Source organism: Oceanobacter mangrovi, from assembly GCF_019740315.1.
Lineage (GTDB): Bacteria > Pseudomonadota > Gammaproteobacteria > Pseudomonadales > Oceanobacteraceae > Oceanobacter > Oceanobacter mangrovi.
In genome coordinates this window covers 503,362-523,432 of record NZ_JAHXZR010000001.1, presented here as the reverse complement: position 1 = coordinate 523,432, position 20,071 = coordinate 503,362, and the positions used below count along the sequence as shown (strand labels likewise).

Sequence of the window (20,071 nt, the reverse complement as noted above, 5' to 3'; positions counted from 1 at the left end):
TATCCATCTAAAAGAGAATTGGAGCTATGGGCACGTCCATACAAATTCTGTCTGAACATATTAGTCTGGTCGCCTCAGCACACAGCTGGATTGAAGGGCTGGCGATTCAACAATTGCATACCACGGCGGCGATGCCGGGGATGCAGCAGGTGGCGGGTATGCCAGACCTGCACCCTGGCAAGGGTTATCCGATTGGTGTCGCCTGTTTCAGTCTCGGTCAGTTGTACCCTGCGCTGGTTGGCAGTGATATCGGTTGCGGTATGTCGCTGTGGCAAACCGGTCTGGCCTGTCGCAAGGCCAAACCGGACAAGCTGGCTAACTCACTTAAGAACGTCGAACAGCCTTTGGATGCCAGTTGGCATTCGCTGATTCAGTCCGAAAAAAGCGCCCGAGTCATCACCAACGATGGCTTTGACAGCGCGTTAGGCACCATTGGCAGCGGTAATCATTTTGCCGAATTCCAGCAGGTCGATGCGGTATTTGATGAGGCGCTGTTCGCGGTAGCAGGTCTAGACCCGAAGCACTTGCAGCTGCTGGTGCATTCCGGTTCCCGCGGTTATGGCCAGAGCATTCTGCAACAGCATGTGCAGCAGTTTGGTCATCAGGGGTTGGCTGATAACACTCCCGAACAGCGGGACTATCTAAAGCAGCATAACGATGCGCTACGCTGGGCCGAACTGAACCGGGTTTTAATCGCCCGGCGCTTTCTGGAAGCGGTACGCACTGAGGGCCAGCCACTGCTGGATGTTAACCACAATCTGGTGACGCCGTTCAGCTACCCTGATGGGGATGTGAACACACAACAGCAAGGCTGGTTACATCGAAAGGGCGCGACACCAGCGGATCAACCACTGCTGGTGATTCCCGGCTCGCGCGGGGATTATTCCTGGCTGGTTGCGCCGCTGACTGACGCCGATCCGGCCGCCTTGTGTTCACTGGCACATGGTGCCGGACGCAAGTGGAAACGCAGCGACTGTAAGGGACGGCTGGCGCACAAATACAGCCAGGCTGATTTACAGCGTACGGCACTGGGCAGTCAGGTGATCTGCGGTAACAAGGAGCTGCTGTACGAGGAGGCTCCACAGGCTTACAAGGACAGCCGCCGGGTGATCGACGATATGCTGGAGGCCGGGCTGATCCGACTGGTTGCACGATTGAAGCCGGTGCTGACCTTCAAAACCCTGGGAGGTCACTGCTGATGCTGTTATTGCAATTATCCGCAGGCCAGGGGCCGGAAGAATGCAGTCGTGCCGTGGCGCTGGCCTGGCAGCGTATGCAGGATGAAGCTCGCAAGTACGATGTCGAGCTGCAACTGTTGGAGCAGCAAGGCGACCGACGACCTGGCTGTTTCAAGTCACTGCTGATCGGGATTCAGGGCAAGGATGCCTTGCCCTTTTCTCAGTGCTGGCAAGGCGTGTTGCTGTGGGTCTGCGCTAGCCCCTATCGTCCGGCGCACAAGCGCAAGAACTGGTATTTCAGTGGAGAGCTGTTTGATACATCTGATTTTGAGGTATCTGGTTCTGGAGAGCCGGGTTCTGGGGGAAACGGGAACGGGAATCTGGATAACACGATCCAGTACCGCAGCTGCCGGGCCTCCGGTGCTGGCGGACAGCATGTGAATACCACCGACTCCGCCGTGCAGGCCACACACCTGCCGAGTGGTATTCAGGTAAGAGTGGAAACCGAGCGCAGCCAGCACACCAACAAGAAACTGGCGCGTCTGTTGATTCTGCACAAACTGGCCTTGCTGGCACAGGCGCAACGTGCGCAAGGTGAACAACAGCGTTGGCAGCAACATTGGCAACTGGAACGGGGTAATCCACAGCGGCGGTTTGTCGGGCCGGCGTTTGTGGAGGGTTAGAGAGCTCAGGGCTTCCACGCAGGAGCGTGGGAGTCAGACACTCCAGATTCGGGCATAAAAAAGCCGCTCATGGAGCGGCAAAATCAACGCCGGTCAGGCCGCCATCCCGGAGGCCTGCAGGCTTGGGTGTTTCCAGGGTGCACTATTGGTTGATCAGGACTGGCTCGACATAATCTGTTCGTACATTTTGGTGATGTCGTTCATTTTCCAGAGAATCGATTCGGTGGTTACGGCAATCACGGTCGGTACGTACTGGCCGTTTTCATCCAGCTTGAAACCGGTCTGGGAAAACGACCACTGCGAGCCAACCCGTTCCAGCGCCTGACGGACTTCCGGTGTATTGATGGGTGACTGCTGCAGCTGCTGCAATGATTGTCCAAATTCTGCAATCGAGTCCGAGAACTCCTTGCGCACGTCAGCAGAGTCAACATTCCAGTACATGGCGACATAAGCCTTGGCGATACGCTGTGACAACATCCGCTGACGGCCGGAAATATTCACCAGCTCGGCACTGGGCACATTGGCAAAGCGGGCGATCTCGATCACCACATCATTACAGGCGCCCAGAAGGTCACGGTTTTCCTTCATAAAGCTGTCGATATTGCTTTTCACCGGTGTGGCCAGCAGCCCGGCACGGTGTTTGACCCAAATTTTTTCAACCATGCCCAGCCGGGTGCGAATCTTGTCGGTCGGGGCGTAGTCCTGCAGGGCCTGCAGGCGCTCCTCAAACAGGCCGATGCTTTCATCCAGCTGCTTGTGGGCAACGTCGGTTTTGACGTCAGCACCAATCATCAGATAGCTCTTCATCATCCGTTGCGACAACATCCGCTGACTGCCAGACAGGTTAATAGCTTCGGCATCGTTCATCGCCAGCGCAGGAACACCGAATCCCAGCAGGCTGCTGACGGCGATCAAAATGGCCATTACCTTCTTCATACGACACTCCCCCCTTCGCTTAAGACGTCGTAAATATGAGTAACGAACCAGCGGCTGACTTTTCGAGCGGCCAAAAAAAAAGCCGACCTCTACGAGAGAGATCGGCTTTGATCTGAACGCCTGCTTACGCAAGCTGCATCTGGTTCGGAGACTAACAAGTGATTGCACCGTCATTGGTGCATTGCTCAAAAATAACACAATTATGACAGCGCGCTACGGCCAACGATCAGCCGTTACGACAAAACGGACATTCGATCAGGCGTTGTATCCTGGCTTCACGGCAACAGAGGCTATTCCACTGTTAACAAGCGCAGGGCCACGCCTGCAGCGGCCGTGCGGTTTTCTACACCGAGTTTTGTGAACACCTGTTCGAGGTGTTTGTTCACCGTGCGTGGGCTCATGCCGAGGATCTCGGCGGCTTCGCGGTTGGCCTTGCCGTTGGCGATCCAGTACAGCACTTCCGACTCCCGTTCGGTCAGGCCAAGCTGATCCCGCAGCAGCATGGGGCCACTCGGGCGTTCGCCGTCGATCAGTTTGATCAGGGTGTCGCCACTGGGTTGGCGCTCTACGAAACGGGCGGTCAGTGGATAACTGAGGTCGTGAAAGCGGATGCTGTGGCCAGGCTGTAGCGGCTGTCCCAGCCACTGTTGCAGCTGCGGTGCAATCACCGCCTGCAGTACAAATTCATCCACCCGGGCACGCGCCAGCAAGGCGTGGGTTTGTGGTGTCGCCCAGCTGGTGATGCCAGCGGGAGTCACGGTCATCAGGTGCTGGCCGGTGGAGTCCAGGGCCGACTGGGCACTGTTGGTCAGGCGGGCATTTTTCAGATGCACCCGAATCCGCGCCAGCAGTTCCTGTGGTTTGATCGGTTTGGTGAGGTAGTCGACGCCGCCCGCTTCGAGGCCTTTGACGATGTGTTCGGTCTCGGTCAGGCCAGTCATAAAGATGACGGGAATATTGGCCAGCTCAGGGTCAGACTTGAGAATCCGGCAGGCTTCAAAGCCGTCCATGTTGGGCATGATGGCGTCCATCAGAATCACATCCGGGCGCATTTTACGGGCGATCATCAACGCCTGACGGCCTTCCAGCGCTACCAGCACTTCCAGTCCGGCGGCTTCAAGGGCGTCATTGATCAGGCTGAGCGAATCTGGCGAATCGTCTACCACCAGCACCATATCCGTGCTGCCTGACTGCTGATCTGTGTATGAAGCCGTCAAAGAGACCACCCGCCTGCCTGCTGCCTGAAAACCATTGCCAATTGTCGGGTATTGTAGCGTTTAAACACAATCGTCATCGTCCATTTTGCTGCTCGGCTTGTGCTGCCAGCCAGACCACCACCCGCTCCGCCAGTTCGGCAAAGCGGAAGCCACTCACCAGCGCCTGTGCCTCGTCCATCAAGGCCACCGGGAAATCCGTGGCTGCCAGCGCCTGCAGACTTTGCTGAACCCCCTTGCGATAGCCCATTTCGGCGTAGGCTTGCAGCTCCCTTAGCCGTTCGGTCTGCGCATCGGTGAGCGCTGGCAAACCGCTTTTGGCCTGATCCAATGCTGCCGCTTCCGGCACCAGCAAGCTGCCTTCAGCCAGTTCACCGGCTTCGCTGTTGCGCCAGCGCCACTGCAAATGCAGCAAGCCGCCAACGACTGTCAGCAAGCGGCGGTTAGTGACCGGCTTGACCAGATAATCGTTGTAGATCGACTGTTCGGCGGCACTGCGATCCTGTTCCTGGGCGTCGGCCGACAGCATTACCAGCGGCTGCTTGATACCTTGCTGACGCAATACCGCCGCCAGTTCCAGCCCGGACATGCCCGGCATGGAAATATCCAGCAGGAACAGATCGGGAATCTTGCTCATCTGCTGGTCGAGCATTTTCAGACACTGGCTGGCGTTGGCGGCTTCCAGCACCACAAAGCCCAGCGGCGTTAACAGGTCCGACAACAAACCGCGTACCACCGGGTCGTCGTCCACCAGCATGATGCTGCGCTGATAACCGTCGTAACCGGCCAGCCGATGGATATCGAGCAGGTCCTCGGAAGCCAGCTGGCTGCCATGCTGTTCCGACAGCCACGGCAACATCAGCGCCACCCGGAAACAACTGCCATGGCCGGGTTCGCTGTCGACCTTGAGATCGCCGCCCATAATATCCACCAGCAAACGCACGATAGTGAGCCCCAGGCCAGTGCCCGGCAAACTGGCGGTATTCTGATCTCGCACCCGTTCGAACGGATCAAAAATTCGTTGCAGCTCGGCACTTTCAATACCGGGGCCGGTATCGCGAATAGAGAATTCCGCCACCTGATTGCGATAGCGAATATCAAAACGGACTTCGCCCTCACGGGTGTATTTGACCGCGTTGGACAACAGGTTGATGAGGATTTGCCGCAGCCGCTTTTCGTCGGTCATGGTCCAGCGCGGCAGCTTGCCCTGAATCGAGGTTTCAAAGCGGATGCCTTTTTTACCGGCTTCCATGGCGAACATGGCTTGCAGCTGTTCGATGAGCGGCGGCAATTCGACCTGCTCGCGAAACAGCTCCAGCCGACCCGCTTCGATACGGGAAATATCCAGCAGGCCGTCGATCAGGTCAGTGAGGTATTGGCCCGAGCGCTGAATAATCTGCAAACCGTTCTGATGAGTGTCCGGGGTGTCTTCACGGCTGGCCAGTAAATGGGCGTAACCAATCACCGATTGCAGCGGTGTGCGTAACTCGTGGCTAATCCCTGTTAGATAGCGGCTCTTGGCGGCGTTGGCGCGCTCCGCCAGCTCTTTCGCCTGCTGCAGCTCGCGGTCGGTTTCTTCGTGAGCCTCGATTTCCGCCATCAATTTTCGGGTCTGTTTGTTGGATTCCTTCTGTGCCACAACCCGGCTTTCATGAGCCAACAGGAACAGCCAGGCAACCACCCCGGAAACAATCAACAGGGTGAAAAACAACGTCCAGAGGGTTTGCTGCAGCAGCCGGATTTCATCCGGATAAACCGGTGCCATCTGACGGTAGATCAGCGCCAGCAAGGCCGCTGTCAGCAGATTCACCACCAGCAATAGCGCGGTGAACTGGCCCAGCCGCGAATTGACCAGTCGCACCACCCGGCTTGAGACAAACTTCGACAGGAAATGGGTAATCTGCCGCGATACCCGTCCCCAGGGTTTGCAGACGTCCATGCAACGCACGTCCAGACTGCAACAGAGTGAACAGATCGGCAGCGAATAGGCCGGGCACCAGCTCATGTCTTCCGACTCAAAATGGTTCTCACAGACGCCGCATTTATGCGTGGTGGCGACCATGCCAATCGGCTGCGGCCGGGCGACCGGGGTTGCTGGAGTGATATCCAGCGCCAGCAATTCCGGCGAGGTACGGGCGATGTAGTATTTGCCATTGGTCAGCCAGGCGATTAATGGCACTGCCAGAAAACAGGTCAGCAGGCTGACAAAGTGGCTGAGAGTCGCCAGCACGTCGCCGAACAGCCCCAGATACGACAACATGCCCAGCGTCGATGCCAGCAGCATGGAGCCAACCCCCACCGGGTTGATGTCGTACAGGTGTGAGCGTTTGAATTCCATCACCTTGGGGCTCAAGCCCAGCGGCTTGTTGATCAGCAGGTCGGCAGCCAGCGAACCAAGCCAGCTCACCGCCACAATGGCAAACACCCCCAGCACCGCTTCGAGCGCCTGATAGATTCCCAGCTCCATCAACAGCAGCGCAATGGTGACGTTAAACACCAGCCAGACCACCCGGCCTGGATGGGAGTGGGTCAGCCGCGAGAAGAAATTCGACCAGGCGATGGAACCGGCATAGGCGTTGGTGACGTTAATTTTCATCTGCGAAATGATCACCATGGTCGCTGCCAGCAACAGCGCGGTGCCCTCCGATTGGGTCAGATAGAAGTACACCCGCTGATACATATGGGTCGGGTCAGTCGCCTGGGCGTAATCCATGCCTTGGGTAATCGCCAGATACGCCAGAAACGAGCCCAGCAACATCTTGATGATGCCGATCAACACCCAGCCCGGCCCCGCCAGCACCAGCCAGAACCACCAGCGTTGGTGATTTTCCTCGGTCCGCGGCGGCATAAAACGCAGATAGTCGACCTGCTCGCCTATTTGCGGCACCAGCGCAAAAAATACCGACGCCGCCGCACCAAACAGCAGGATATTGAAACCGCCACTGCTGCCATCAGCCCGTGGCAACGCATTGGCATCCGGTAACGCCTGTCCCATACCGGCGTATTCGGTCCAGCCCGGCAAATTGGCGGATTCGTTGACAATCACCACCAGCAGCGCGGCGCATTGCAACCCGACCCACAACAGCTGGGTGCCCGACTGGAATTTGCTGATCGCCCGGATGCCGTGGGTCACAATCGGAATCACCGCCACCGCACAGATAAAATAACCAATCGCCAGCGGCACGCCGAGCAAGGCATACAAGGCACCGGCGAGAATCACCGCTTCGATGGCAAAAAAGATAAAGGTGAACGTGGCGTAGATCAGCGAGGTAATAGTTGAACCCAGGTAGCCAAATCCGGCACCCCGGGTCAGCAGGTCGATGTCCAGCCCGTGACGGGCAGAATAATAGGTGATCGGAAAGCCGGTGATAAAAAACACCAGGCACACCACCAGCATGGCCACCACGGTATTGGTGAAACCGTAGTTGAGGGTTACTGCAGCGGCGATACCTTCCAGCGCCAGAAACGCCGTTGCGCCCAACGCTGTCTGGGCCACCCGTTCGATCGACATCCGCCGACCGCTGCGGGCAGTAAAACGCAGTGCATAGTCTTCCAGCGTCTGGTCGGCGACCCATTTGTTGTAGTGGCGACGAACCTTGAAAATTCTCTGGGAAGCCGACATATCCTCACCACAGCACCATAAAAGGGCAGTGTACCCTGAGCCCGCCCAATCCGGCAGTCCGCCGTGTTTTGACGACATTGGCCCAGGCTCACTGGCAAGTCTTATCGTATGAACGCGGTAACAGAGTGTTCGTGGGGAACAACAGAACACCGGAACTCTGGCCCGGCAAAGACCTTCAAAGCCTTATAACAATCAGCGCAGCGCCCTTTGGCAGCGGAGGCTTTTATGTTCTCGCCCTACACCATTACCGAACGCTGGCCCGCCAGCAATCCCGACATCATCCAGCTGTATACCGTCGATACGCCTAACGGCCTGAAGGTCGCGGCGATGCTGGAAGAAACCCATATTGCCTACGAAAAACACCTGCTCAGTTTCCGCGACGACGACCAGCACAGCGCCGAATTTCTGTCGCTCAATCCCAACAACAAGATCCCGGCGATCATCGACCCGCACGGTCAGGACGGTATGCCGTTAGGGCTGTGGGAAAGCAACGCCATCCTGCTGTATCTGGCCGAAAAATCCGGTCGTTTCCTGCCCCATGATCGCCACGCCCGTTACGAAACCATTCAATGGTTAATGTGGCAGGCCTCCGGCCCCGGTGTCATGTTTCCGCAGTTCGGCTTTTTCTTCACCAAAGAAGGCGCCGAGTGGGAAGACAAACGGCCGTTACAGAAATACCGCAAGGAAACCAAACGACTGTTAACCGTGCTGGATCAGCGCCTCAGCGACCATACCTACATCATGGGTAACGACTACAGCATTGCCGACATCGCCAACTGGCCCTGGGTTCGGGCACTGATTCGCCCTTACGAAGCCCAGCAGGAGCTGGCGCTGGATTATTACCCTCACGTGCGCCAGTGGCTGAACCTCTGTCTCGAACGCCCTGCCAGTGTGGCGGTATTACACCCCTGAGGTTCTGGCAGACAGGCTGGATTAAGCGGCGCGGAAATCATCTGTGCCGCCGGCCTCCAGACCACCACGGCCGGGTCTCGCAAGCAGGCCCGGGATGACGTTATTATCCGTTTGCTGTTAGCCATTTTTGCCACTCCAGCGATTGCCAGCCCACTGTTTATCAACCAGGGAAGCCCTTATGAGCCTGATTCTGCACGGCACCCAGCCTTCGCCTTTTGTCCGCCGTATTCGCTTGCTGCTCGACGGCGTTGACCATGAATTCCGTGAAGTCCCGCTGTACGACGATGCCGGGCGCCAGCAATTTGCCGCGGTATCCCCCATCCGCAAGGTGCCGGTGCTGGAAGATAACGGCCAGACCATTTTTGATTCACACGTGATTTTTCACTACCTGCAAAACAAGCTGGGGCTACCGGCGCTGACACTGGATCAGCACAACCTGATCAGCGTGATTGATGCGGTGACGGATTCCTGCGTGGTGCTGGTATTAGGCAAACGCTCTGAGCTGGCGATTGAAGAAGACCGGATGATTTTCCGGTTGCAACGGGAACGCATTGCCGACTCGTTGCGCTGGCTGGAACAACAGGTCATCGACGGCAGCTTTGATGACTGGAGCTATCCAACCATGTGCCTGGTCACCATGGTCGACTGGCTGAAATTCCGCCAATTACATGACTTTGTGGATCAACCGGCATTGCAGGCGCTGGTCGCCAGTCATGCGGAGCGGCCGGTGGTGCAGTTGACGCTGCCTCGTTAGCAGGCAGCTGATACATCAATTTTTGTTATGAGTCAGCGTCGTCTGATCAAATAGCTGCAACTTCTCTGCTGCCGTAGAATGGCCGTTCGAATTATTTCCCATCGCGCGCCAGCCGGAGAAGTTAATGCTGCACGCCCTGACCCAGGCCCTGACACCGGTTTTCCTGTTAATGGCCGTGGGGATTTTCCTCAGTCGTAAAACCGATTACCTCAACAATCCCCAGCTTGGCACTCTGGTGTCGAACGTCGGCATTCCTGCACTACTGCTGCATTCGGTGCTGTCGATGGACATGGACGTGGTTGCCATGGCCAGCCTGATTGGCAGCACCATAGTGATTCTGGCGCTGGTCGCGCTGATCAACTGGTTGCTGCTGAAAGCACTGGGTATCAGCCCGCAGTTCTACCTGCCACCACTCACCAACCCCAATACCGGCAACCTCGGCCTGCCAGTGTGCTTCGCCTTTTTTGGTCAGGAAGGTCTGGCCGCCGGTATTGTGATTTCCTCAGTGGTGCAGATCAGCCATTTCACCTTCGGTGTGGCCTGCATGTCGGGCAGCTATTCCCCCAAAGCGCTGTTAAAAAGCGGGCCGATTATGGCGCTGCTGATTGGTGCTCTGCTGTTGAGTCTGCAATTACAGTTACCGGATACGGTGATGAAAACCCTCGACATGCTGGGGTCGATCACCTTGCCGGTGATGCTGTTGTTGCTTGGTCATTCAGTCGCGCAATTACGCATTTCTGATCGCGCGGCGCTGGGACGGGTGTTGATGTTTTCCGCCTGGCGGCCAGTAGTCGGTGTTGCGGTGGCCTGGCTGGCCACCCGCTGGTTACCGTTATCGCCAGTGGAATCGCTGACCATGATGGTACAAATGGCGATGCCGATGGCAGTCATCAGCTACCTGCTGACCACCCGCTACGGTGGCCCGAAAGAGGAAATGGCGATGATGATTCTGCTGTCGATGCCGTTTTCATTTCTGGTCGCCAGTCTGGTGTGGTGGTTTGGCAGCTGACTGTTCAGACAACTGGCATATAAGAAGGCACTTCCAGGCGCTTTGGCGGATGCTGCGACCGGCGGCTTTCGCTATAATACTCCGCCTGATTCAGAACCCGAGCGGAACCTGCTTGCAATGATTGGCACCCTGTTTATCTTCTCGGCACCTTCCGGTGCTGGTAAAACCAGCCTGGTAAATGCCCTGCTGAAAACCACTTCCCACATCGGGGTTTCGGTTTCCCACACCACCCGCGCACCGCGCCCGGGCGAACAGGATGGCGTCGCCTACCACTTCACCACGGTGGAAAACTTCCAGCAGATGATTGGTGAAGGCGCGTTTCTGGAACACGCCCAGGTATTCGACAATTTCTATGGTACTTCCCAGCAGTGGGTCGAAAGCGAACTGGCCGCTGGCCGCGACGTGATTCTGGAAATCGACTGGCAAGGTGCCCAGCAGGTTCGCAAGCTGATGCCCAAATCCGTTTCTGTGTTTATCGCGCCACCGTCGATTGAAGCCCTACGTGAACGCCTGACCAACCGCGGCCAGGACGACGCCGAAACCATCGAGCGCCGCATGCGCGACGCCCAGTCCGAGATGAGCCATTACGCCGAGTACGATTACCTCATCATCAATGACGACTTCGACAATACCCTCGAAGAACTGCGCGCCATTGTGATTGCCCGTCGCCACCGCCTCGAAGCCCAGCAGTCCCGCCACGCCGATACCCTCACCAATCTGTTGGCAGGCTGATTCGGCGGCAGATTACAGCGCCTGTTATCAGGCGCTGATCATCAACTCTTTCCAGGCCAACATCGAGCCATCCGACATCTTGTGGGTATCCAGCAGGTATTCTTCATAACCACTGCTGGGGAACACGGTATCGTTATAGTTGTAGGTGTCTGGCAGCCCACGACCGGTGCCGCTGTAGTCCGAACAATCGGTCAGAATCTCATCGACCAGATCATCCTCAAAGCCAACCTGTGACGTCACCCAGGTTTTGCCATCCACAATCACCATAAAGTGAATATGCACGGCACGACTGGAATACCAGCTCGGGAAGCAGGTGCTGAACCAGACGTAACCATCATCATCGGTGGTCTGGGTACCACGGAAGAAATCGTTGCTGGTGTATTCGGAATCATTGCCGGTACAGAATGCTACCGACTGCATACCATCACCGCTGTAAACGCCATAACGGTCGCAATGCCAGATATCCACCACCGCACCGGCCACCGGGCTACAGCTGGAATCCACCACCCGGAAGCACAATCGGGTTGGCAAACCGTCGCGGCCTTCGGAAATATCTTCCCGCTCAACGGTATCGGAATAGCACGGGCCTTCAGTGGTTTCGCTGGTCAGCGAGCAGGTCGAATAACTACCTTCTTCAAACGGGTTGGGATATTCCACCGTGATGCTGTCGGTGCCACCCGTCGCCCAGTCGACCGACGAGTTGTCCTGCGAGAGAGACTCCGCATCCGATGAAGATGAATCAGAAGAATCCGAGCTGTCGGAAGAATCGTCAGAATCCGAATCTGAGCTGCTATCCGTAGAAGTATCGTCAGAGCTGGTTGTAGTACCGGAAGAAGAATTCGAGCTGCCGCCGCAGCCCACCAGACTGGTTGCAGCAGGCAGTACCACTGCCAACGACAACGATTGCAACAACAGTTTTCGACGCGTCAGCAGCTCAGGCAAAACAGGTGAGTTCATGGTCTCTCCGTCATTGGGTCAGCAAAATATTTACATCCGTTATACAACGTCAGACCGCTGAAAAAGTGCACAGGCACTGACAAAAACCCGCCAGTAATGACATATCCTGACCGATCAGTTTGACGGCAAACGGGATTGGATCTGCTGTTCGATCTGGTCTTTATCCTGTTCTTTAAAACCGGGATGAACCCAGGCGACCTTGCCATCCCGATCAATCAGCACCGAGGTCGGCATACCACGCACCTGATACAAATCGGCGACGTCACTATCCACATCCAGCAGATTGGTATAACCCACCGGATACTGTTGCAGAAAGCCCAGACCAGCGGCCGCAGAATCATCCAGACTCACCGCCAATACCTGAAACCCACGTGCGCTATAACGACTTTGCAGCTCATCCAGAAACGGCAGCGACTTGCGGCAGGGGCCACACCAGGAGGCCCAGAAATCCAGCAACACCAGCTGGCCATGCAGATCAGAGATGCCCATCCGAGCCGGTTCGGGCTCACTGTTTAGAAGAGGCAAACGAAACTGCGGTGCAGGCTGGCCGATTTCCAGCGCCTGTACACTGAAAACCGTGCCTGCCAAAAGCACGACTGCCGCCAAACGTTCAAAACCCGATCGCATATTTACTCCCGAGAAGCTCAACCCAGTGCGATTAACAGAATTCTGGCACAGCCATGGGTTGCTGGCGAATTCCCAGTGCCCCAGATAACTCACCGTCCCAGCATGCCGGGACACACACGCATGTTATTTATACCAGCGGCGATATTCCCAACTCCCGAACTGCTCAGCCCGCCCCCAATCTCAGAAAAACCTTGTCGGTTTATAGCGAAAAATAATCACGATCAACCAATTGGAACCACTACACTAATTACATGCTCTTAAAAGCAATGACTGAATTAACAGGATGATGCTTCCATCGATCAAATTTTCAGCTACAATGTGCGGTCCTATCGATTAAAACCTGAACGGAAGTTTTATGGCTCGCGTAACTGTTGAAGATTGTCTGACTAACGTAGATAACCGTTTTGAACTGGTCATGCTGGCCACCAAGCGTGCCCGCCAGATTGCCGTAGACGGTGCTGAGCCACTGGTAGCGGAAGAAAACGACAAGCCTACCGTACTGGCCCTGCGTGAAATTGCTGAAGGTCTGGTAACTCCAGCCTCGATTGCAGCCCAGGAAGAAGCCGCCAAGGCAGACCGCTACTGATCGAACGACAGCGCATCATCCCCCGGAGACCCGCATGCCCACTTTTGATGCCCTGTCTGAACGACTGTCACACTACCTCAGCCACCAGCAAATCCAGCAGGTGCGCCGAGCGTATTACTACGCCGAGCAGGCCCATGACGGCCAGCGCCGGCGTAGTGGTGAACCCTATATTATCCACCCTCTGGCCGTAGCCAGCATTCTCGCCGACATGCATCTGGACCATCATTCGCTGATGGCTGCCATGCTGCACGACGTGATTGAAGATACCGGCGTACCTCGCCCGGCACTGGAAGCCCAGTTCGGCGAAACCGTTGGTTATCTGGTGGATGGCGTATCCAAGCTGACGCATATCCACTTTGAGGATAAAGAGCAGCAACAGGCCGAAAACTTCCAGAAAATGGCGATGGCCATGGCCCGCGATATCCGGGTAATTCTGGTCAAACTGGCTGACCGCCTGCACAACATGCGCACGCTGGGCTCGTTACGGCCGGAAAAACGCCGCCGCATCGCTCGCGAAACCCTCGACATCTATTCACCGATTGCCCACCGTCTTGGTCTCAACAGCATTCGGGTCGAGATGGAAGACCTCTGCTTCGAAGCCATGCACCCGATGCGCTCGGAGCTGATTCGCAAGGCCGTCAAGAATCACCGTGGCCGTCACGCTGAAATTATCAGCCAGATCGCCAACACCATTCGCAGCCGTCTCAGTGAAGCCGGTATTTCCGCCCGCGTTGTCGGTCGTGAAAAGCACCTCTACAGCATCTACACCAAGATGGCCAAGTCGAAGAAAAAAGACATCGACGAAATCATGGACGTCTACGGCTTTCGCATCATCACTGATGAAATCGACAGCTGTTACCGGATTCTTGGCCTGATGCACAGCCTGTTCAAACCCATTTCAGGTCGCTTCAAGGACTACATCGCCATTCCCAAGGCCAACGGCTACCAGTCGCTGCACACCACCCTGTTCAACGCCGGTAATGTGCCGATTGAAATCCAGATCCGTACCGAGGAAATGGAGGCCATGGCCAACTATGGCATTGCCGCCCACTGGCTCTACAAGTCCGAAAGCGACCAGGCCAGTGGCTCCCAGCGTGCTCACCAGTGGGTACAGAACCTGCTGGAACTGCAGAAAAATGCGGGTAGCCCGGTCGAATTTGTCGAACACGTGAAGTTCGACCTGTTCCCGGAAGAGATTTACGTCTTTACCCCGAAAGGCAAGATCATGACCTTGCCTGCTGGCGCGACGCCAATCGACTTTGCCTACTCGGTGCATACCGACATCGGCAACCAGTGCATCGCCTGTCGCATTGACCGTCAGCTGTCGCCTTTGAGCGCCAAGCTGCAAAGCGGCCAGACCGTGCAGATTGTGACTGCGCCAAGCGCCCAGCCGAACCCGGCATGGTTGAATTTTGTCGTTTCGGGCAAAGCCCGTTCCGGTATTCGCAGCTATCTTAAAACCCAACGCCGCTCTGAATCCGTGGCGCTGGGTGAGCGGCTGCTCAACAAGGCGCTGGCGGCACTCGACAACACCCTGGCGGATGTCGATGCCGATCAGATTGCCTTGGTGCTGAAAGAAAGTGGCCATAGCCAGCTGGAAGACCTGCTGGAAGATATTGGCTCCGGTAACCGTATGGCACCGCTGATTGCCCGCCGTCTGCTGGCGAGCCAGCGTGGCACCGATATCGACCTTGAAGCCAGCCCGGAAACGCCGCTGTCAATCAAGGGCACCGAAGGCCTGATGGTCAGCTTCGCCAAGTGCTGCAGCCCGATTCCGGGCGACCCGATTGTGGGTCACGTCAGCTCTGGCAAAGGCATTGTGGTACACACCGAGAGCTGCCGGAACGTTGAAGACATCCGCAGCAATCCGGAAAAATGTGTTGCCCTCAACTGGGCCAAGGACATCGACGCCGAGTTTACGGTCAGCCTCAAGGTTTACATGGAAAACCGCCGCGGTCTGATTGTGGATCTCGCCAGCGCCATCAATATGGCCGACGCCACCATTGAGAAAATCAGTGTCGAAGAACGGGATGCCCGCCTCAGCGTGACGCATCTGAAAGTCAATATTACCGGCCGTAAACACCTCGCCCGGGTAATGCGCAAGTTGCGTAATATCTCCGGGGTGAACAAAATCGTCCGACTGCGTAGCTGACCCCTTGTAAAAGCGAGGGGTCGGTAATCAAAACACCAGCCCCTCAAAACAAGGACTACTCCATGTCTCGCGAAGTGATCGCTACCGAAAACGCTCCCGCCGCTATCGGCACCTACTCCCAGGCTATCAAGGCCGGTGACACTGTTTACCTGTCTGGTCAGATCCCGCTGATTCCAGCCACCATGGAAATGAACAACGCCAGCTTCGAGGATGAAGTGCATCAGGTGTTCAAAAACCTGACCGCCGTTTGTGAAGCCGCTGGCGGCAAGCTGCAGGACATCGTCAAGCTGAACATCTTCCTGACCGACCTGAGCCACTTCGCGACGGTGAACAGCATCATGGCGGAATACTTTGCCCAGCCTTACCCGGCTCGTGCGGCAATTGGTATCAAGGAACTGCCAAAAGGCGCGCGGGTGGAAATGGACGGTGTCATGGTACTGGGCTGAGTCGCAGTCCAGCCTTCACCAGCCATAAAAAACAGAGCCGGATTACTCCGGCTCTGTTTTACGTAACTGATCAGCTATAACCCAACTCCGTCAGAATCTCATCGTAACCATCGCGGAACCCCGGATATTTGAACTGATATCCCAGCGCCTTGAGGCGATCGTTACGACAACGACGGTTGGCCCGGCGGGTCGCTTCCGGCATATCGTGGTCGGGATCAACATCATCCAGACGATCCTTGATCCATTCCAGCACATCAAACAGGGTCGCCGGTTCATCATCCGTCGCCAGATACAAATCATCCAGCGCTTCACCCCGCAAGGCCCGTTCACAAAGGAATTGCAGCACCCCGATGCAGTCATCGCGATGAATTCGGTTGGTCCATAGTGGCGGTTCAGGGTCACAGTGGCTGCCATGACGAGCCTGTTCGATCAGACGGTTACGGCCCGGCCCATAAATACCGGTGAAGCGCACCACAGTTCCTGGCAAACCACTTTCCAGCAGGGTCTGTTCCGCCAGCAAATGCTCCTTGCCCGCAAACGCCGCCGGCTCTGTCACTGAGGTTTCATCAACCCACTCGCCGTGCATCTGGTGGTAGACACTGGTACTGGAGATAAAGAAAAACCGCTTCAGGCTCGACGTCGACAGCGCTGCCATGACGTTTTTCATGCCGTTCACGTAATAGTCGTGATAGCCATCACGGGAAAACACCGGAGAGGCGATACTGTAAATCACCAGATCCAGTTCAGCCGGTAACTGCAGAGGAACTTCCTCATCCAGAATATCCGCCTGAATCCAGCGCAGGTTGCCCGAGTCTTGTGCCGCGCCACGACGCAACGCCCAAACCTCATGATGCTCGGCCAACGCTGTCGCCAGACCACCACCAATATCACCTGCACCTACAATCAGCACTCGCGCCATTTAAGCCTCCTGTCCGAACAACCGCCTGCGGCCTGCTTTGCTTGCGACATTCTTGCTGCTCCTGAAGATTAGTCAATGCTGAACCAGAAACGGGTTAAATATGTATTACCTGATAGTCTGAATTGATGACCCCAGCGAAATGCTATGTCATTTCATATTGCTGCTTTACCTGCCCGATTTAATAGGTAAACTGTATCAATAACATATTAGCCATGAAGGCAGGCAATCATGACTTTGACCGAACTGAAGTACATCGTCACTCTGGCGCAGGAAAAGCATTTTGGTCGCGCCGCTGAAAAGTGTTTCGTCAGCCAGCCGACCCTCAGCGTGGCGATCAAGAAACTCGAAAGCGAACTGGACATTGCGATTTTTGAGCGCAGCAAAAGTTCGGTATCCGTGACGCCACTGGGTGAGCGCATCGTCGCCCAGGCCCAACGGGTACTGGAAGAAGCCCGCTCGATCCGGGAACTGGCCAGCGCCGGTAAGGACCAGCTCAGCTCACCGCTGAAGATCGGTGCTATTTTCACCATCGGGCCTTACCTGTTCCCGCATCTGGTGCCGCAGATTCATCAGCGTGCCCCGTCGATGCCACTGTATCTGGAAGAGAACTACACCGGCACCCTGCGCCGCCAGCTGCGCGATGGCGAGCTGGATGCCATCATAGTCGCGCTGCCATTCAACGAGCCCGATGTCCTGACCCGGCCACTGTACGACGAAAACTTTGTGGTGGTGCTGCCAAAAAACCACCCGTGGAAGAACCAGGAACACATTGAACCCGAGCAGCTGGCTGACGAAGACCTGCTAATGCTGGGTGAAGGCCACTGTTTCCGTGATCAGGTATTTGAGTACTGCCCGGCACTGAGCCGCAAGCACCACACCCGTCTGGGCAGTGTGCTGGAAGGCAGCTCGCTGGAAACCCTCAAGCATATGGTGGCGTCCGGGCTCGGCATTACCGTGCTGCCGGAATCGGCGATCAGCAACCTCGACCGCAGTCTGGTGGTCACCCGGCCGTTCACCAACCCGCAGCCATTCCGCACCGTGGCGCTGGCCTGGCGGGCCAGTTTCCCTCGCGGCCAAGCGGTGGATCTGCTGATCGAAACGGCCCGTCAGTGTCGAATCCAGCACTGATCCAGCCATAATCCAGTCATAGCAGCAGGCTCACGATGGATGCCCAACTGGATCTGACTCGCCTCAAAGGGGTCGGGCCCAAGCTCAAGGAACAGCTGCAGCGCCTGAATATCCAGTCGCTGTCTGAACTGCTGTTCCATTTGCCATTCCGCTACGAAGACCGCAGCCGCATTCAGCCAATTGGCAGCCTCAACCACCAGCAACCGGCGGTGGTGCAGGGCGAGGTTCGCGCTGCTGACGTGCTGATGGGCAAACGCCGTTCACTGCTGGTGAAACTGGCTGACCACACTGGCACCATCAGCCTGCGCTTCTACCACTTCAACGCCGCCCAGAAAAAGCAGTTCCAGCGCGGTGCACTGGTGCGTTGTTACGGCGAAGCCCGCCGTGGTGCCAGTGGGCTGGAGTTGTATCACCCGGAATACCAGATTCTGCAGGACGGCCAGGAAGAACTGCCGGACGCCCGCCTGACGCCGGTTTACCCGGCTACCGAAGGCATCAGCCAGCAACGTTTGCGATTACTGATGGAACAGGCGCTGGAGTTTCTGCGCGCTGACTCAGTGCCGCTCACTGACCTGCTGCCGCCGGAGTGGCTGGCTCAATGGCGTCTGCCAACGCTTAAACAAGCCTTGCTGTTTCTGCATCAGCCGCCGACCGACGTGCGGCTGGAGCAATTGATGACCGCCTCGCATCCGGCCCAGCGCCGACTGATTCTGGAAGAGCTGCTGGCTCACCAGCTGTCAATGCACCGGCTACGTTCCAAGGTACAGCAAGACGGTGCACCCGTGATTCAGCCGGATGGCAGTCTGCGCCAACAGCTGATCGACAGCCTGCCGTTTTCACCGACCGGCGCCCAGCAACGGGTAACGGATGAAATCATCGCCGACCTCGCCAAACCGCTGCCAATGCTACGGCTGGTGCAGGGCGACGTTGGCTCCGGCAAGACCCTGGTGGCGGCGCTGGCCGCCTGTCAGGCGCTGCAGGCCGGTTATCAGGTCGCGCTGATGGCGCCCACCGAGATTCTCGCCGAGCAGCACTTTATCAACATGAGCCGCTGGTTTGAGCCACTCGGCGTCAAGACCGGCTGGCTGGCTGGCAAGACCCGCGGCAAGGCCCGCAACCAGTCGCTTGCCGACATCGCCAATGGTGACGCCCGGCTGGTGATCGGCACCCATGCGTTATTTCAGGACGAGGTGCAATTCAGCCAGCTGGGGCTGGTGATCATCGACGAACAGCATCGTTTTGGCGTCCACCAGCGGTTATCGCTGAAGGAAAAGGGCAATCTTGATGGCCAATCGCCCCACCAGCTGATCATGACTGCCACGCCGATTCCCCGCACCCTGGCGATGAGCGCCTACGCGGATCTCGACACTTCCATCATCGACGAATTACCGCCCGGCCGTAGCCCGATCCAGACCGTCACGGTTTCTGATAACCGCCGCGAAGAAGTGATCTACCGGGTCGCGGGCGCCTGCCAGAACGGCGCCCAGGCTTATTGGGTCTGCACCCTGATTGAAGAAAGCGAAGCGCTGCAATGCCAGGCTGCTGAAAACACCGCTGCCGAGTTGATCGAACAACTGCCTCACCTGCGCATCGGGCTGGTCCATGGACGCCTGAAAGCGCAGGAAAAAGCCGCCATCATGAGCGCCTTCAAGGCTCACGAGCTGGACTTACTGGTCGCCACCACGGTGATTGAAGTAGGCGTCGACGTCCCCAATGCCAGTCTGATGGTGATTGAAAACCCGGAGCGACTGGGGCTGGCACAGCTACACCAGTTACGCGGCCGGGTTGGCCGGGGCTCGGTCGCCAGCCATTGTGTGCTGCTGTACAAAACCCCGCTGTCGATGACTGGCAAACAGCGTTTGCAGGTCATGCGCGACAGTCAGGACGGCTTTTACATCGCCGAGCAGGATCTGATGATTCGTGGCCCCGGCGAAGTACTGGGCACCCGTCAGACCGGTTTGCAAACCCTGCGGGTTGCCGACCTGCAACGCGATGGTGAACTCTTGCCAGCGGTCAGGGAAATGGCCACGCACTTATGGGATAACCACCCGCACGTGGTCGCCCCCTTGATCGACCGCTGGCTCGGTGAGGCCGAACGCTTCGCAGCGGTTTAACCCGCCGGGCAATTGTTATCAGCGCTGTTAATAAGTCAGTTTGTTTTCCCTCTGCGCCGTCGTTTCCTGATCTATAGTGAAGAAACGCGTTGAGTTGACAGG

Annotated in this window: 17 protein-coding genes; 11 read left to right on the top strand and 6 right to left on the bottom strand. The window is 56.9% G+C overall.

Annotated features, from left to right (window positions below; all coding sequences use genetic code 11):
* Window positions 1–26 precede the first annotated feature (26 nt).
* Both K6123_RS02325 and prfH read left to right on the top strand, forming a co-directional pair.
* Window positions 27–1,199 (top strand): RNA ligase RtcB family protein, encoded by a 1,173-nt coding sequence (locus K6123_RS02325; protein WP_221793706.1) that lies wholly within the window; start codon window positions 27–29, stop codon window positions 1,197–1,199.
* On the top strand, window positions 1,199–1,861 hold the full coding sequence (gene prfH / locus K6123_RS02320; protein ID WP_221793703.1) for a peptide chain release factor H: 663 nt from the start codon (window positions 1,199–1,201) through the stop codon (window positions 1,859–1,861). Before K6123_RS02325 ends, prfH begins: the two co-directional genes overlap by 1 nt.
* A gap of 153 nt (window positions 1,862–2,014) precedes the next feature.
* On the opposite strand, the gene K6123_RS02315 is transcribed toward prfH, so the two are convergent.
* The 3 genes from K6123_RS02315 to K6123_RS02305 form a co-directional block, all read right to left on the bottom strand.
* Window positions 2,015–2,797 (bottom strand): type IV pili methyl-accepting chemotaxis transducer N-terminal domain-containing protein, encoded by a 783-nt coding sequence (locus K6123_RS02315; protein ID WP_221793701.1) that lies wholly within the window; start codon window positions 2,795–2,797, stop codon window positions 2,015–2,017.
* Window positions 2,798–3,087: 290 nt separating this feature from the next.
* On the bottom strand, window positions 3,088–3,972 hold the full coding sequence (locus K6123_RS02310; protein WP_221794427.1) for a response regulator transcription factor: 885 nt from the start codon (window positions 3,970–3,972) through the stop codon (window positions 3,088–3,090).
* A gap of 115 nt (window positions 3,973–4,087) precedes the next feature.
* The gene (locus K6123_RS02305) at window positions 4,088–7,633 is read right to left on the bottom strand and encodes a hybrid sensor histidine kinase/response regulator (protein ID WP_221793700.1); all 3,546 of its coding nucleotides are present in this window, start codon (window positions 7,631–7,633) and stop codon (window positions 4,088–4,090) included.
* A gap of 225 nt (window positions 7,634–7,858) precedes the next feature.
* Between K6123_RS02305 and K6123_RS02300 the strand changes: the two genes are divergently transcribed.
* From K6123_RS02300 to gmk, 4 genes are all read left to right on the top strand, one after another.
* Window positions 7,859–8,545 (top strand): glutathione binding-like protein, encoded by a 687-nt coding sequence (locus tag K6123_RS02300; protein WP_221793698.1) that lies wholly within the window; start codon window positions 7,859–7,861, stop codon window positions 8,543–8,545.
* Window positions 8,546–8,723: 178 nt separating this feature from the next.
* On the top strand, window positions 8,724–9,299 hold the full coding sequence (locus K6123_RS02295) for a glutathione S-transferase family protein (RefSeq protein WP_221793696.1): 576 nt from the start codon (window positions 8,724–8,726) through the stop codon (window positions 9,297–9,299).
* 124 nt (window positions 9,300–9,423) lie between these two features.
* Window positions 9,424–10,308, top strand: coding sequence for an AEC family transporter (locus K6123_RS02290; protein ID WP_221793695.1), 885 nt, complete (start codon window positions 9,424–9,426; stop codon window positions 10,306–10,308).
* 117 nt (window positions 10,309–10,425) lie between these two features.
* Complete coding sequence (gene gmk, locus K6123_RS02285; protein ID WP_221793693.1) at window positions 10,426–11,040, top strand: guanylate kinase; 615 nt, start codon at window positions 10,426–10,428, stop codon at window positions 11,038–11,040.
* Between the two features lie 27 nt (window positions 11,041–11,067).
* Here the strand turns inward: gmk and K6123_RS02280 are convergent, their stop codons facing one another.
* Together K6123_RS02280 and K6123_RS02275 are read right to left on the bottom strand one after the other, a co-directional pair.
* On the bottom strand, window positions 11,068–11,997 hold the full coding sequence (locus tag K6123_RS02280; protein WP_221793691.1) for a dioxygenase family protein: 930 nt from the start codon (window positions 11,995–11,997) through the stop codon (window positions 11,068–11,070).
* A gap of 114 nt (window positions 11,998–12,111) precedes the next feature.
* On the bottom strand, window positions 12,112–12,624 hold the full coding sequence (locus K6123_RS02275) for a TlpA family protein disulfide reductase (RefSeq protein WP_221793690.1): 513 nt from the start codon (window positions 12,622–12,624) through the stop codon (window positions 12,112–12,114).
* Window positions 12,625–12,979: 355 nt separating this feature from the next.
* On the opposite strand from K6123_RS02275, the gene rpoZ reads away from it, so the two are divergent.
* The 3 genes from rpoZ to K6123_RS02260 all read left to right on the top strand — a co-directional run bounded on the left by rpoZ (window position 12,980) and on the right by K6123_RS02260 (window position 15,808).
* Window positions 12,980–13,210, top strand: a complete 231-nt coding sequence (rpoZ, locus tag K6123_RS02270; protein WP_221793688.1) for a DNA-directed RNA polymerase subunit omega — start codon at window positions 12,980–12,982, stop codon at window positions 13,208–13,210.
* Between the two features lie 34 nt (window positions 13,211–13,244).
* Window positions 13,245–15,362 (top strand): bifunctional GTP diphosphokinase/guanosine-3',5'-bis pyrophosphate 3'-pyrophosphohydrolase, encoded by a 2,118-nt coding sequence (gene spoT, locus K6123_RS02265; protein ID WP_221793686.1) that lies wholly within the window; start codon window positions 13,245–13,247, stop codon window positions 15,360–15,362.
* A 62-nt stretch (window positions 15,363–15,424) separates the two neighbouring features.
* Window positions 15,425–15,808 (top strand): RidA family protein, encoded by a 384-nt coding sequence (locus K6123_RS02260; protein WP_221793683.1) that lies wholly within the window; start codon window positions 15,425–15,427, stop codon window positions 15,806–15,808.
* Between the two features lie 70 nt (window positions 15,809–15,878).
* Here the strand turns inward: K6123_RS02260 and K6123_RS02255 are convergent, their stop codons facing one another.
* The gene (locus K6123_RS02255) at window positions 15,879–16,727 is read right to left on the bottom strand and encodes an NAD-dependent epimerase/dehydratase family protein (RefSeq protein WP_221793681.1); all 849 of its coding nucleotides are present in this window, start codon (window positions 16,725–16,727) and stop codon (window positions 15,879–15,881) included.
* Between the two features lie 228 nt (window positions 16,728–16,955).
* Here K6123_RS02255 and K6123_RS02250 point away from each other — a divergent pair, with 228 nt between their 5' ends.
* On the top strand, window positions 16,956–17,855 hold the full coding sequence (locus K6123_RS02250; RefSeq protein ID WP_221793680.1) for a hydrogen peroxide-inducible genes activator: 900 nt from the start codon (window positions 16,956–16,958) through the stop codon (window positions 17,853–17,855).
* 35 nt (window positions 17,856–17,890) lie between these two features.
* On the top strand, window positions 17,891–19,969 hold the full coding sequence (gene recG, locus K6123_RS02245) for an ATP-dependent DNA helicase RecG (RefSeq protein ID WP_221793678.1): 2,079 nt from the start codon (window positions 17,891–17,893) through the stop codon (window positions 19,967–19,969).
* Window positions 19,970–20,071: the final 102 nt, after the last annotated feature.